Genomic DNA, 15,116 nt, shown 5'->3' on the forward strand with positions numbered 1-15,116 from the left:
TATTGCCGGGTGGCGCGAGGCGATCCCGGCTTACAATCGGTAATTAAGCGATGGTACGCTGAATTTCGATGATCTCGAACACTTCGATCATATCGCCAACGCGAACGTCGTTGTAGTTCTTCACGCCGATACCACATTCCATGCCGTTACGGACTTCGTTAACGTCATCTTTGAAGCGGCGCAGGGATTCCAGCTCGCCTTCGTAGATAACCACGTTGTCACGCAGTACGCGGATTGGGTTGTGACGCTTGATGTTACCTTCGGTAACCATACAGCCCGCGATCGCACCGAATTTCGGTGATTTGAACACGTCACGTACTTCAGCCAGACCGATGATCTGCTGTTTCAGCTCAGGAGACAGCATGCCGCTCATCGCTGCTTTCACTTCGTCGATCAGGTTATAGATGACGGAGTAGTAACGCAGATCCAGGCTTTCGGCTTCAATTACTTTACGCGCAGATGCATCCGCACGAACGTTGAAGCCAACCAGGATAGCGTTGGAGGCAGCAGCCAGGGTAGCGTCGGTTTCGGTGATACCACCTACGCCAGAACCGATGATCTTCACTTTCACTTCGTCGGTAGACAGTTTCAGCAAGGAGTCGGAGATCGCTTCCACAGAACCCTGAACGTCAGCTTTCAGAACGATGTTCACTTCGTGAACTTCGCCCTCGGTCATGTTGGCAAACATGTTCTCGAGTTTAGATTTCTGCTGACGAGCCAGTTTAACTTCACGGAATTTGCCCTGACGGTACAGTGCCACTTCACGCGCTTTCTTCTCGTCACGCACAACGGTCACTTCGTCACCGGCAGCCGGAACACCGGACAGACCCAGGATTTCCACAGGAATGGACGGACCCGCTTCCAGAACTTCCTGACCCAGTTCGTTACGCATCGCACGAACGCGGCCGTATTCGAAGCCACACAGAACGATGTCGCCCTTGTTCAGGGTACCTTCACGAACCAGAACGGTTGCAACCGGACCACGACCTTTATCCAGGAAGGATTCGATCACCGCGCCGCTCGCCATACCATTACGGATCGCTTTCAGCTCCAGAACTTCAGCCTGCAGCAGGATCGCGTTCAGCAGGTCGTCAATACCGGTACCCGCTTTAGCAGATACAGGGATGAACTGCGCTTCACCGCCCCACTCTTCCGGCATAACGCCGTACTGAGACAGTTCGTTCTTCACGCGGTCCATATCGGCTTCTGGCTTATCGATTTTGTTGACCGCAACAACCAGAGGCACCTGCGCCGCTTTCGCGTGCTGGATAGCTTCGATGGTCTGTGGCATCACGCCGTCGTCTGCTGCAACAACCAGTACAACGATATCCGTAGCCTGAGCACCACGAGCACGCATTGAGGTAAACGCTGCGTGGCCTGGGGTATCCAGGAAGGTGATCATGCCGTTTTCGGTTTCTACGTGGTAAGCACCGATGTGCTGGGTAATACCACCCGCTTCACCAGAGGCAACCTTAGTAGAACGAATGTAGTCAAGCAGAGAGGTTTTACCGTGGTCAACGTGACCCATGATGGTCACAACAGGTGCACGCGGTTCAGCCGCAGCGCCTGTGTCACGGTCGCTCATTACTGCTTCTTCCAGCTCGTTTTCACGACGCAGGATAACTTTGTGGCCCATCTCTTCAGCAACCAGCTGTGCGGTTTCCTGATCGATCACCTGGTTGATGGTTGCCATGGCGCCCAGCTTCATCATCGCTTTGATGACCTGAGAGCCTTTAACCGCCATCTTGTTCGCCAGATCGCCAACGGTGATGGTTTCGCCGATCACGACGTCACGGTTTACGGCCTGGGCAGGCTTCTGGAAGCTCTGCTGCAGAGCGGAACCTTTACGCTTACCGCCTTTACCACCGCGAACGGCAGCGCGTGCTTCTTCACGGTCAGCTTTGGATTCAGCGTGCTTGTTGCCTTTTTTCGCAGGGCGCGCAGCTTTAGTACTGCGAGTACGACCACGACCACCTTCAACTTCACGGTCGTTGTCGTCTTCAGCCTGACGTGCGTGCTGAGAAGTGGTCACGTGATAATCGCTGGTGTCTTCAGTCGGCTCAGCGGTATTCACACCGTTCTTCTCGTTTTCTTCTGCCATACGGCGCGCTTCTTCGGCGACGCGGCGAGCTTCTTCTTCCAGCTTACGGCGGGCTTCTTCTTCCGCTTTACGCTTCAGCTCGGCAGCTTCATTTTCACGGCGGGCTTTTTCAGCCTGGGCGGTTTTGGTCATTTCGTCTGTCTGTTGATTGCTCACTTTGTCTTTTTCCGCAGCGTCACGCTTCACTTTATCACTTGCGTCGCGTTTCGCTTTTTCTGCGGCCTCACGTTCAGCTTTTAATTCTGCTTCACGTTTGGCGGTTGCTTCCGCCTCACGCTGAGCTTGTTCTTCCGCTTCACGCTGTGCCTGCTCTTCCGCGGCAAGGCGTTCTGCCTCTTGCGGATCACGTTTTACAAAGGTGCGCGTCTTGCGGACTTCAATTTGTACCGATTTGCTTTTGCCACCAGTACCAGGGATGTTTAACGTGCTACGCGTTTTGCGCTGCAGCGTTAACTTGTCAGGCGTAGAGCCGTGTTCACGGTTCAGGTGCGTTAACAAGGTTTGTTTTTCTTGCGCGGTCACCGAGTCATCAGCGGACTTCGGGATCCCTGCATCAGCAAATTGCTGTACCAGGCGGTCCACGGAGGTCTGAATCTCAGCAGCCAGCGATTTTACAGTTACATCAGTCATGCTGTTCCTTCCTGCTACAGTTTATTACGCTTCGTCGCCGAACCAGCAAATATTACGTGCGGCCATGATGAGCTCGCCGGCTTTCTCGTCGGTTAAACCTTCGATATCAGCCAGGTCATCAACGCCTTGCTCAGCGAGATCTTCCAGCGTACAAACACCACGGGCAGCCAGCTTGAACGCAATCGCACGATCAAGACCTTCCAGATTCAGCAGGTCATCAGCCGGCTTCTTATCGCCAAGGCTTTCTTCCTGAGCCAGCGCCAGGGTGGTCAGTGCGTTTTTAGCGCGTTCACGCAGGGCTTCAACAGTCTGTTCATCCAGACCGTCAATTTCCAGCAGCTCTTTCATTGGCACATAGGCCAGTTCTTCCAGCGTAGAGAAACCTTCTTCAACCAGAACAGTGGCGAAGTCTTCGTCAATATCCAGGTATTTAGTGAAGGTATCGATCGCCGCATGGGCTTCAGCCTGATGCTTAGCCTGCAGGTCATCAACGGTCATAACGTTGAGTTCCCAGCCGCTCAGCTGTGACGCCAGGCGTACGTTCTGGCCGTTACGACCGATTGCCTGCGCCAGGTTGCCCGCTTCAACAGCGATATCCATGGTGTGTTTGTCTTCGTCAACAACGATAGACGCCACATCAGCTGGAGCCATTGCGTTGATCACGAACTGCGCCGGATTGTCATCCCACAGAACGATATCAATACGTTCGCCGCCCAGCTCAGTAGAAACTGCCTGGACACGCGCACCGCGCATACCGACGCAAGCACCGACCGGGTCGATACGCTTGTCGTTGGTTTTCACCGCAATTTTCGCACGGGAGCCCGGATCGCGAGCTGCCGCTTTAATCTCGATAACTTCTTCACCGATTTCCGGTACTTCGATACGGAACAGTTCTACCAGCATTTCTGGTTTAGAACGGGTCACGAACAGCTGTGCACCACGCGCTTCAGGGCGAACGGCGTACAGAACGCCGCGGATACGGTCGCCTGGACGGAAGTTTTCACGCGGCAGCATATCTTCACGCAGGATCACGGCTTCAGCGTTACCCGGCAACCCTTCGGATTTGATCTCCAGGGAGATGTTGTCGCGGTTCACTTTCTTCACCACGCCGGTGATGATTTCGCCTTCCTGATCGCGGAACTGATCGACAACCAGCGCGCGCTCGGCTTCGCGAACTTTCTGCACGATAACCTGTTTAGCGGTCTGGGTCGTGATACGGTCGAAGGTGACAGATTCAATCTGATCTTCAACGTACTCGCCTACGTTCAGACTTTCGTCTTCAAAACGGGCGGCTTCCAGCGTGATCTCTTTGGTCGGCTGGGTCACTTCTTCAACGATTACCCAACGACGGAATGTATCGAAGTCACCGCTTTTACGATCGATTTCTACGCGAACATCGATCTCTTGTTCGTATTTTTTCTTGGTTGCTGTAGCCAGTGCACTTTCCAGCGCTTCGAAAATCTTCTCACGCGGCAGTGATTTCTCGTTGGAGACGGCTTCAACAACAGCCAAAATTTCTTTGTTCATCGCGGGCTTTTCACCTCAATCCAGACTGTTAAAAGTGGGGAACCAGGTTCGCCTTCTGGATATTACTCAGCGCGAACACTTCATCTTTGCCGTCGACTGTCACCGTGATCATTTCACCATCAACGGCTTTGATAATTCCCTGCCATTTACGGCGGTTCTGTACGGCCATACGCAGAACGAGAGCCACTTCTTCACCGGTAAAGCGCACGTAGTGCTCGGCCGTGAACATCGGGCGATCGAGGCCAGGTGAGGAAACTTCCAGGTTGTACGCAACGGTAATCGGGTCTTCAACATCAAGAACCGCACTCACCTGGTGGCTAACATCAGCACAATCATCAACATTGATGCCATCTTCACTATCAATATAGATGCGCAGCGTCGATGTACGGCCGCGAACGAATTCGATGCCGACCAGTTCGTAGCCCAGTGCTTCGACCGGTGCAGTAATCATCTCTGTTAATTTTTGCTCTAATGTGGACAAGCCCACCCCCAAGACATAAAAAAAGGGCGTAAAGCCCAGTTATTCTGTAGTCAGATAACAAAAAACCCCGATAAATCGGGGCTTTAGATAACTGAACCCTATAGCCACAACTGTGGCCTGGAGCACTTTCCGAAAGAATTTTTTCAAATCCAGCTACGAAGGCTCTAAGTCTTCACAGTATATTTGAAAAAGAACTTTATGGGAAAGTGGTTGCGGGGGCCGGATTTGAACCGACGACCTTCGGGTTATGAGCCCGACGAGCTACCAGGCTGCTCCACCCCGCGCCTGAAACGTGGCAAATTCTACGCGTTTTGGACAGAATTTGCAAATAATGCTGGGATTTGGTACCGAAGACGGGACGTAAAATCGGCGTTTAGTATATTGATAGTTGACCCCACCTGTCAACCCAACTTCCGCCAGAGCGATCAGACCAAAATTTTTACAAAAAACGCACGACTCTCTTCCGGTCTTCGCCAAAAGATGATTAAATGAATACTCACTTATTTTGCATAAAAATGCACAAGAGAGCGAAAGCGGTCTCTAATCAGTCAATCAAGCAGGGTTTTATTCTATGACGACGATTCTCAAGCATCTTCCGGTTGGACAACGTATTGGCATCGCTTTCTCAGGTGGCCTGGATACCAGCGCTGCACTGCTGTGGATGCGCCAGAAGGGAGCGGTTCCGTATGCCTACACTGCGAACCTGGGTCAGCCGGATGAGGACGACTATGATGCCATTCCTCGTCGCGCTAAAGAGTATGGTGCAGAGAACGCGCGCCTGATTGACTGCCGTAAGCAACTGGTCGCTGAAGGTATCGCGGCTATTCAGTGTGGTGCGTTCCATAACACCACCGGCGGCCTGACCTATTTCAACACCACCCCGCTGGGCCGTGCGGTCACCGGCACTATGCTGGTTGCGGCGATGAAAGAAGACGGCGTCAATATCTGGGGTGACGGTAGCACCTATAAAGGTAACGATATTGAACGTTTCTATCGCTATGGCCTGCTGACCAACGCCGAACTGCAGATCTACAAGCCGTGGCTGGACACCGACTTCATCGACGAGCTGGGTGGCCGCCATGAGATGTCCGAGTTTATGATCGCCTGCGGTTTCGACTATAAGATGTCAGTCGAGAAAGCCTATTCCACCGACTCCAACATGCTGGGTGCGACGCACGAAGCGAAAGACCTGGAATTCCTGAACTCCAGCGTGAAGATCGTTAACCCGATCATGGGCGTGAAGTTCTGGGACGAGAACGTCAAAATCCAGGCTGAAGAAGTGACCGTGCGTTTCGAACGCGGCCATCCGGTTGCGCTGAACGGTAAAACCTTCTCTGATGATGTTGAGCTGATGCTGGAAGCTAACCGTATTGGCGGTCGTCACGGCCTGGGCATGAGCGATCAGATTGAAAACCGCATCATCGAAGCGAAAAGCCGTGGCATCTATGAAGCCCCGGGAATGGCCCTGCTGCACATCGCTTATGAGCGTCTGCTGACCGGCATTCACAACGAAGACACCATTGAGCAGTACCACTCTCATGGCCGTCAGCTGGGTAAACTGCTGTATCAGGGCCGCTGGTTCGATCCACAGGCGCTGATGCTGCGTGATGCGCTGCAGCGTTGGGTGGCAAGCGCGATCACCGGTGAAGTGACGCTGGAACTGCGTCGCGGTAACGACTACTCCATCCTGAATACCGTGTCTGACAATCTGACCTATAAAGCAGAGCGTCTGACCATGGAGAAAGGTGATTCAGTCTTCTCTCCGGACGATCGTATCGGTCAGCTGACCATGCGTAATCTGGACATCACCGATACCCGCGAGAAGCTGTTCAACTATATTGAGAATGGCCTGCTCTCCGCCAGTTCCGGTAACGGCCTGCCGCAGGTTGAGAACCTTGAACACAGCGATAAGAAGTAATCTGTAGCAAAGCATGCAAAAGGCGCCCACAGGGCGCCTTTTTTATATGGTATTTGTAGGGCGGGTAAGCGCAGCGCCACCCGCCATTTTGGCCGCCACCACAATATACAGACGAAAAAAAAGACGTCTTTCGACGTCTTTTTTCTGGAATATTGGTACCGAGGATGGGACTCGAACCCACAAGCCCGTTAGGGCACTACCACCTCAAGGTAGCGTGTCTACCAATTCCACCACCTCGGTACAGAATACTTAGTGCGGGATATCGCTGGTTGGCTTAGCCGGTGCAGCTGGCTGAGTCTGCTCAGTTTTCGCTGGCGCGCTCAGGTTTTCCCACTCGCTTCCTTTGCTGGTCTTATTGCTGTTGATATTGCCAAGCACCAGACTGATGATGAAGAACAGCGTAGCCAGAATCGCCGTTGTGCGGGTCATGAAGTTCGCAGAACCACTTGAGCCAAACAGCGTACCGGAAGCGCCTGCTCCGAAGGAGGCTCCCATATCAGCGCCTTTACCTTGCTGCAGCATAATCAGCGCTACGAGAGCGATGGCTACAATAAGGAAAATAACTAAAAGAGCTTCGTACATAATCAACCTGTTCCTTGCGGATTTGCCGCATACCAATGCTTCGACCAATTAGCAGGATTTTTGTTTCCCACTGAAGCGGGTGTGAATACTAACCAAAGCGAATGGCCTTCGCAAGGGCATTTTTGACGCATTGTATCAACTGCGGAAAAAAACAGCAAAAAGCCATTAATTGCTCAAAACAAAGGCGGCAACAGCCGCCTTTTTATACATTTAGCGTGCACGATTATGCAGCTTTTACCGCATCGGCAATACGGTGTGCAAATTCGGTTACCTGCGCTTCGTCTTCACCTTCCACCATCACGCGGATCAGCGGTTCGGTACCGGACTTACGCAGCAGCACGCGTCCACGAGTGCCCAGGGCCGCTTCAACGTCAGCCATCACCGCTTTGACGTTCTCATTTTCCAGCGGATCGCCTTTACCGGCAGTGAAGCGTACGTTTACCAGGATCTGTGGGAACATTTTCATCCCGCTGCACAGATCGTGCAGGCTCATATGGTTGCGCGCCATCGCGGCAACCACCTGCAGCGCGGCCACGATACCGTCACCGGTGGTGGTTTTGTCGAGCAGGATCACGTGACCCGAGTTTTCTGCACCGATGCGCCAGCCCTTCTCCTGCAGTTTTTCCAGCACATAGCGGTCACCCACTTTCGCGCGGACAAACGGAATACCGAGCTGTTTCAGCGCCAGTTCCAGGCCCATATTACTCATCAGCGTACCCACCGCACCACCGCGCAGCTGGCCCTGGCGCAGACCTTCACGTGCAATGATGTAGAGGATCTGATCGCCGTCGACCTTGTTGCCTTCGTGGTCGACCATGATCACGCGGTCACCGTCGCCGTCCAGGGCAATACCCAGATCGGCTTTCTCTGCCAGAACACGCGCCTGCAGGGCACGAACGTCAGTTGCACCCACCTGCTCGTTAATGTTCAGACCATCCGGCTCGCAGCCAATGGTGATCACTTTCGCACCCAGCTCGCGGAAGACATTCGGGGCGATGTGATAGGTCGCGCCGTTTGCACAGTCCACCACAATTTTGAGGTGAGCGAGGCTCAGCTCATTCGGGAAGGTGCCTTTACAGAATTCGATATAACGACCCGCCGCATCAACGATACGGTTGGCTTTACCCAGTTCTGCGGAATCAACACAGGTGATCTCTTTTTCCATTTCGGCTTCAATAGCCTCTTCCACGTCATCCGGAAGCTTGGTGCCGTCAATGGAGAAGAATTTAATGCCGTTGTCGTAGAACGGGTTGTGAGAAGCCGAGATGACAATTCCCGCTTCCGCACGGAAGGTGCGCGTCAGATACGCAACCGCAGGCGTTGGCATTGGGCCCGTAAAGGAGGCGGACAGTCCGGCCGCCGCAAGACCCGCTTCCAGCGCAGATTCCAGCATATAGCCCGAAATACGGGTGTCTTTACCGATAATGATCTTACGGGAACCATGACGCGCCAGCACTTTACCGGCAGCCCAGCCGAGCTTCAGGACAAAATCAGGGGTGATGGGAGCATCGCCTACACGCCCACGGATACCATCGGTACCAAAATATTTACGATTACTCATAGCGTTTGTTTTCCTTCGCTGCCAGTGTGGCTTCCACCACACGCATGGCTTCTACTGTTTCTTTGACGTCATGGACACGAATTATGTGCGCACCCTGCATTGCCGCAATCACCGCGCAGGCCAGGCTGCCGCTCAGGCGCTCGCTCGGCCCCACGTTCAGCAACTGCCCAATCATCGACTTTCTCGACATCCCCACCAGCAGCGGCAGACCAAAGTGATGGAATTCCGACAGACGCGCAAGCAACGCATAATTGTGTGAGAGATTTTTACCGAAACCGAACCCCGGGTCGAGCAGCAATTTCTCTTTTGGGATACCTGCACGTTCACAGCGCGCGATATGCTCAATAAAGAAGCGATTCACGTCGGCAAAGACATCGTCGTACTTCGGTGCTTCCTGCATGGTTTTCGGCTGACCCTGCATATGCATCAGGCAGACCGGCAGGCCAGTTTCCGCTGCCGCCTCAATCGCGCCAGGCTCAGTCAGTGAGCGAATATCATTAATAATGTGAGCGCCCACTCTCGCCACTTCACGAATCACTTCCGGTTTGGAGGTATCAACGGAGATCCACACTTCAAACCGCTGCGCGATAGCTTCAACCACCGGCACCACGCGCGCCAGCTCTTCTTCCACAGACACGTCCGCCGCGCCCGGACGCGTCGATTCGCCGCCAACGTCAATGATGGTGGCACCCGCATTAATCATTAAATTCGCGTGCTTAACCGCCTCGATAAGCGTGTTGTGCGTGCCGCCGTCAGAGAAGGAGTCAGGGGTAACATTCAGGATCCCCATCACATGGGGATGTGAAAGATCGAGATGCGAGTCCTGAGCGAATAATTTCATGGCGAAATCCCTGATATCTATATCGTTAAACAGAAATGAAAAACCCCGGAGCAAGCTCCAGGGTTTGAGGTACAGACAAACGCGTCAACAGGAGTGACTTACTTATCGCCCAACTGTTCTGACATGGTGTTGCCCGGGTTTGGCGTACGCGGTTCATCAACCGGACGCGGCGCACGCGGGGTGCCATTGTTGTCAGAATTATTGGAAGCGCCTGGGTCTTCCCAGCCTGCTGGCGGACGCACTTCACGGCGCGCCATCAGGTCGTCAATCTGCGGTGCATCGATGGTCTCATATTTCATGAGCGCATCTTTCATCGAATGCAGGATGTCCATATTGTCGTTCAGGATCTGGCGAGCACGTGCATAGTTACGCTCTACCAGAGATTTTACTTCCTGGTCGATGATACGAGCCGTCTCATCGGACATATGTTTCGCTTTAGCCACAGAACGACCCAGGAATACTTCACCCTCTTCCTCTGCATACAGCAGCGGACCGAGTTTGTCGGAGAAGCCCCACTGCGTCACCATGTTACGCGCCAGGTTTGTCGCGACTTTGATGTCGTTGGACGCACCGGTAGAAACATGTTCCACACCGTAGATAATCTCTTCTGCCAGGCGACCACCGTACAGGGTAGAAATCTGGCTTTCCAGTTTCTGACGGCTGGCGCTAATCGCGTCGCCTTCAGGCAGGAAGAAGGTCACACCCAGCGCACGACCGCGCGGAATAATCGTCACTTTATGCACCGGATCGTGTTCCGGCACGAGGCGACCGATAATCGCGTGACCCGCTTCGTGGTATGCCGTGGACTCTTTCTGCGCTTCCGTCATCACCATGGAGCGACGTTCCGCACCCATCATGATTTTGTCTTTCGCTTTCTCAAACTCCACCATCGATACGACGCGCTTGTTACCGCGAGCGGCAAACAGAGCGGCTTCGTTGACCAGGTTAGCCAGGTCCGCACCGGAGAAGCCCGGGGTACCGCGCGCAATGATTGCCGCGTCGATATCTGGTGCCAGCGGTACGCGACGCATATGAACTTTCAGAATCTGTTCACGACCGCGAACGTCCGGCAGACCCACAACAACCTGACGGTCGAAACGGCCTGGACGCAGCAGCGCAGGGTCAAGTACGTCCGGACGGTTAGTCGCCGCGATAACGATGATACCTTCGTTACCTTCGAAGCCGTCCATCTCAACCAGCATCTGGTTCAGCGTCTGTTCACGTTCATCGTGACCACCGCCCAGACCTGCGCCACGCTGGCGGCCTACGGCGTCGATTTCATCGATGAAGATAATGCACGGAGCTGCCTTTTTGGCCTGCTCGAACATGTCACGCACACGAGATGCACCGACACCCACGAACATTTCAACGAAGTCAGAACCTGAAATAGTAAAGAACGGCACCTTCGCTTCACCCGCGATGGCTTTCGCCAGCAGGGTTTTACCGGTACCCGGAGGGCCAACCATCAGCACGCCTTTCGGGATCTTACCGCCCAGCTTCTGGAAACGGCTCGGTTCACGCAGGTACTCAACCAGTTCACCCACCTCTTCTTTCGCTTCGTCACAACCGGCGACATCAGCGAACGTGGTCTTGATCTGGTCTTCCGTCAACATACGCGCCTTGCTCTTACCGAACGACATGGCACCTTTGCCACCGCCGCCCTGCATCTGGCGCATAAAGAAGATCCAGACGCCGATAAGAAGCAGCATCGGGAACCAGGAAATGAAGATAGAAGCCAGCAGGCTTGGTTCTTCTGGCGGCTCGCCAACTACCTTGACGTTTTTGGTCAGAAGGTTATCAAGCAGCTTAGGATCGTTCACCGGGATGTAAGTCGTGTAACGGTTACTATCTTTCTTGGTAACGTTGATCTCACGTCCGTTGATACGCGCTTCGCGAACCTGGTCCTGATTGACCTCCTGCAGGAAGGTAGAATAATCCACCTTGCGGCCATTCGACTCGCTGGGCCCAAAGCTCTGGAATACTGACATCAGCACGACGGCAATGACCAGCCAGAGAATTAGGTTTTTCGCCATGTCACTCAAGGGATTAACCTCACATTACAACTGTGTTAAAAACAGCGTCAGGATACTCTATATCCAGTTTCATTCAAACTTTCGCCTGAAATCTACCGGTTATCATTTTCGCCCGGTCGCTACAATATACACTTCTCGGGAACGGGCCCGGGAAGAGTCCGGCTTACGAACTTTAACCTTCGCAAACAGGGAGCGAATTTCCTTAAGATACTCCTCGAAACCTTCGCCCTGAAACACCTTCACAACAAAACTACCACCAGGCGCCAGAACATCACGACACATTTCTAACGCTAGCTCAACCAGATACATGCCGCGGGGGATATCCACCGCCGGTGTTCCACACATATTTGGTGCCATATCAGACATGACAACCTGAACCTTACTGTCACCCACACGTTCAAGTAACGCTTTCAGCACTAATTCATCACGAAAATCGCCCTGAAGGAAGTCGACACCGACGATGGGATCCATTGGTAAAAGATCGCATGCGATGATTCGACCCGCTCCGCCGATCTGCGTGACCGCATACTGGGACCATCCGCCAGGGGCAGCGCCGAGGTCGACAACCGTCATCCCCGGCTTAAAAAGTTTGTCACTTTGCTGTATTTCATCAAGTTTAAACCAGGCGCGGGAACGCAACCCCTTTTTCTGCGCCTGCAGAACATATTTATCGCTAAAGTGTTCCTGAAGCCAGCGGCTGGAACTGGCAGAACGCTTTTTACCTGTCATTTAACATTTCCGTCCGGGTTCATCGTTGCTTACCTTTGGCGTAAATTTCTACGCTGCTATTTGGCGATATTAGGGAGATGGCGGTAGAATGAACCGTTTTCAATCCCAACGTAAGCAAAAATATACGATGAATCTGAGTACTAAACAAAAACAGCACCTTAAAGGTCTGGCACATCCGCTCAAGCCTGTAGTCATGCTTGGCAACAATGGTTTGACCGAAGGGGTGCTTGCCGAGATTGAACAAGCGCTGGAACACCACGAGCTGATCAAGGTGAAAATCGCCTCTGAAGACAGAGACACTAAAACCTTGATCGTGGAAGCCATCGTGCGCGAAACCGGCGCCTGTAATGTACAGGTCATCGGTAAAACGCTGGTGCTCTATCGCCCATCTAAAGAGCGCAAAATCTCGCTGCCACGCTAAGGATATCCTGAATCAAACACATTTTCTGTGTGAAACGAGGGATTTCTGTCAGCAGGCGAGCAAAATGCCATGCTCCTTGAGTTGATAAAAGGCCGCTATGCGGCCTTTTTCTTTTCTTTACAATGTATCAACATCTTAGTAGAGAAGCGAATTACAGGTATTCAACCTTAATAATTTCGTATTCCACTTCACCGCCAGGGGTGCGGATGGTGACAACATCGTCCTGCTCTTTGCCAATCAGGCCGCGAGCAATCGGAGAGTTCACTGAAATCAGGTTCTGTTTGAAGTCTGCTTCATCATCACCCACGATGCGATAGGTCTGCTCTTCGTCGTTGTCCAGGTTCAGCACGGTCACGGTAGAACCAAAGATCACACGCCCATTGTTAGGCATTTTGGTGATATCGATAACCTGTGCATTGGACAGTTTTGCTTCGATATCTTTAATACGCCCTTCACAGAAGCCCTGCTGCTCACGCGCGGCGTGGTATTCAGCGTTCTCTTTCAGGTCACCATGCTCGCGCGCATCCGCGATAGCGGCGATGATTTCAGGGCGACGCACGGATTTCAGAAAATCCAGCTCTTCGCGCAGTTTTTCGGCACCACGTAAGGTCATCGGAATAGCTTGCATTTGTTATACCTCTTAAACATTCCTGTTGGGAGCAGTGTTCCCTGCTCCTGCCCCCCTAAGCGGGCAAGAAGCAAAAAGAAAACCGACCCGGGAGCAATGCCCCAGGTCAGCAGCAATTTTTCAATTTGATATGCATTTTACCGCGAAGTTCACTATGGGTCATCGTTTACTTTGCAGTGCCATGCACCGTAGTATGACGGTTTGTTTTCGGGTTGTTAGCGCGAGATTATGCGATTTTCCAGATTTATCATCGGATTGACTACCAGTATAACGTTCACCGCCCAGGCCGCGAATGTTGATGAGTACATTAATCAGCTCCCCGCAGGCGCGAACCTTGCCCTGATGGTGCAGAAGGTTGGCGCACAGGCTCCCGAGATTGACTATCACAGTCAACAGATGGCCCTGCCTGCCAGTACCCAAAAGGTGATCACTGCCCTCGCCGCCCTGCTCCAGCTCGGGCCTGACTTCCGTTTTACGACCACACTCGAAACCAGAGGTAACGTAGCAGGCGGTGAACTGAAAGGCGATCTTATCGCCCGTTTTGGCGGCGATCCGACCTTTAAGCGTCAGGATATCCGCAATATGGTTGCGGTGCTGAAAAAATCTGGCGTGCAGAAAATTGATGGCAATGTGCTGATCGACACCTCCATCTTTGCCAGCCACGATAAAGCCCCTGGCTGGCCGTGGAACGACATGACCCAGTGCTTTAGCGCCCCGCCCGCCGCCGCGATTGTCGACCGTAACTGCTTCTCGGTTTCGCTTTACAGCGCGCCGAAGCCAGATGATTTAGCGTTTATTCGCATAGCGTCCTACTACCCGGTCACGATGTTTAGCCAGGTTCGCACGCTGGCGAAAGGCTCCCCGGATGCGCAATATTGTGAGCTGGACGTGGTGCCAGGCGATCTTAACCGCTTCACGCTTACCGGCTGCCTGACGCAGCGCGCCGATCCGCTGCCGCTGGCCTTTGCGATACAGGATGGGGCAAGCTATGCGGGCGCCATTCTGAAAGATGAACTGAAACAGGCGGGAATCACCTACTCCGGCACGCTGCTTCGCCAGACGCAGGTCAACCAGCCCGGCACGGTCATCGCCAGCAAACAGTCCCCGCCGCTGCACGATTTACTGCGAATCATGCTGAAAAAGTCTGACAACATGATTGCCGACACTGTATTTCGCATGATTGGTCACGCGCGTTTCGGCGTGCCGGGCACCTGGCGTGCGGGTTCAGACGCCGTTCGTCAGATCCTGCGCCAGCAGGCCGGGATCGAGCTGGGTAATACCATCGCGGTCGATGGCTCCGGATTATCGCGTCATAACTTGATCTCCCCGGCCACGATGATGCAGGTGCTTCAGTACATTGCACAGCATGACACTGAGCTAAACTTTATTTCAATGCTGCCGCTGGCCGGGCATGACGGTTCACTGCAGTATCGCGCCGGGCTTCACGCTGCCGGCGTGGATGGCAAAGTATCCGCTAAAACAGGCTCACTGCAGGGAGTTTACAACCTTGCAGGCTTCATCACTACCGCCAGCGGACAACGCATGGCATTCGTGCAGTATCTTTCCGGCTATGCCGTCGAACCGACCGACCAGCGCAATCGTCGTATTCCGCTTGTTCGCTTCGAAAGCAGGCTTTATAAGGACATCTACCAGAATAACTAGCG

At 53.3% G+C, this 15,116-nt stretch carries 12 protein-coding genes and 2 tRNA genes; 3 read left to right on the forward strand and 11 right to left on the reverse strand.

What is annotated here, in order from left to right; translation table 11 throughout:
* Positions 1–43 precede the first annotated feature (43 nt).
* The 4 genes from infB to AC2TE5_RS20230 form a co-directional block, all read right to left on the reverse strand.
* Positions 44–2,731, reverse strand: coding sequence for a translation initiation factor IF-2 (gene infB / locus AC2TE5_RS20215; protein WP_213328880.1), 2,688 nt, complete (start codon positions 2,729–2,731; stop codon positions 44–46).
* Positions 2,732–2,755: 24 nt separating this feature from the next.
* Positions 2,756–4,258, reverse strand: coding sequence for a transcription termination factor NusA (gene nusA, locus AC2TE5_RS20220; RefSeq protein WP_063143573.1), 1,503 nt, complete (start codon positions 4,256–4,258; stop codon positions 2,756–2,758).
* A 28-nt stretch (positions 4,259–4,286) separates the two neighbouring features.
* Entirely contained in the window at positions 4,287–4,739 is a 453-nt protein-coding gene (gene rimP / locus AC2TE5_RS20225; RefSeq protein ID WP_032639709.1) for a ribosome maturation factor RimP, read from the reverse strand.
* Positions 4,740–4,946: 207 nt separating this feature from the next.
* A tRNA-Met gene (locus tag AC2TE5_RS20230) sits at positions 4,947–5,023 on the reverse strand.
* 287 nt (positions 5,024–5,310) lie between these two features.
* Between AC2TE5_RS20230 and argG the strand changes: the two genes are divergently transcribed.
* On the forward strand, positions 5,311–6,657 hold the full coding sequence (gene argG / locus AC2TE5_RS20235) for an argininosuccinate synthase (protein ID WP_484612277.1): 1,347 nt from the start codon (positions 5,311–5,313) through the stop codon (positions 6,655–6,657).
* A 153-nt stretch (positions 6,658–6,810) separates the two neighbouring features.
* Here the strand turns inward: argG and AC2TE5_RS20240 are convergent.
* The 6 genes from AC2TE5_RS20240 to rlmE form a co-directional block, all read right to left on the reverse strand.
* Positions 6,811–6,897 (reverse strand) — tRNA-Leu (locus tag AC2TE5_RS20240).
* Positions 6,898–6,906: 9 nt separating this feature from the next.
* Positions 6,907–7,239, reverse strand: coding sequence for a preprotein translocase subunit SecG (gene secG / locus AC2TE5_RS20245; RefSeq protein WP_023333590.1), 333 nt, complete (start codon positions 7,237–7,239; stop codon positions 6,907–6,909).
* A 223-nt stretch (positions 7,240–7,462) separates the two neighbouring features.
* The gene (gene glmM / locus AC2TE5_RS20250; protein ID WP_121424771.1) at positions 7,463–8,800 is read right to left on the reverse strand and encodes a phosphoglucosamine mutase; all 1,338 of its coding nucleotides are present in this window, start codon (positions 8,798–8,800) and stop codon (positions 7,463–7,465) included.
* Positions 8,793–9,641 carry a dihydropteroate synthase gene (gene folP / locus AC2TE5_RS20255; RefSeq protein ID WP_045329744.1) on the reverse strand — a complete coding sequence of 283 codons (849 nt, stop codon included), beginning with the start codon at positions 9,639–9,641 and terminating at the stop codon, positions 8,793–8,795. Before folP ends, glmM begins: the two co-directional genes overlap by 8 nt.
* A gap of 98 nt (positions 9,642–9,739) precedes the next feature.
* Positions 9,740–11,674 (reverse strand): ATP-dependent zinc metalloprotease FtsH, encoded by a 1,935-nt coding sequence (gene ftsH / locus AC2TE5_RS20260; RefSeq protein WP_010436002.1) that lies wholly within the window; start codon positions 11,672–11,674, stop codon positions 9,740–9,742.
* Between the two features lie 102 nt (positions 11,675–11,776).
* Positions 11,777–12,403, reverse strand: a complete 627-nt coding sequence (gene rlmE / locus AC2TE5_RS20265) for a 23S rRNA (uridine(2552)-2'-O)-methyltransferase RlmE (RefSeq protein WP_010436004.1) — start codon at positions 12,401–12,403, stop codon at positions 11,777–11,779.
* A 127-nt stretch (positions 12,404–12,530) separates the two neighbouring features.
* On the opposite strand from rlmE, the gene yhbY reads away from it, so the two are divergent.
* Positions 12,531–12,824 carry a ribosome assembly RNA-binding protein YhbY gene (yhbY, locus tag AC2TE5_RS20270; RefSeq protein ID WP_032614629.1) on the forward strand — a complete coding sequence of 98 codons (294 nt, stop codon included), beginning with the start codon at positions 12,531–12,533 and terminating at the stop codon, positions 12,822–12,824.
* A gap of 151 nt (positions 12,825–12,975) precedes the next feature.
* On the opposite strand, the gene greA is transcribed toward yhbY, so the two are convergent.
* A complete protein-coding gene (gene greA, locus AC2TE5_RS20275) occupies positions 12,976–13,452 on the reverse strand; it encodes a transcription elongation factor GreA (protein ID WP_014171793.1) in 477 nt (158 codons plus the stop codon).
* Between the two features lie 228 nt (positions 13,453–13,680).
* Between greA and dacB the strand changes: the two genes are divergently transcribed.
* Complete coding sequence (gene dacB / locus AC2TE5_RS20280) at positions 13,681–15,114, forward strand: serine-type D-Ala-D-Ala carboxypeptidase (RefSeq protein ID WP_213328859.1); 1,434 nt, start codon at positions 13,681–13,683, stop codon at positions 15,112–15,114.
* The last annotated feature ends 2 nt before the right edge of the window (positions 15,115–15,116 follow it).

Source organism: Enterobacter sp. N5-15 (genome assembly GCF_057221635.1).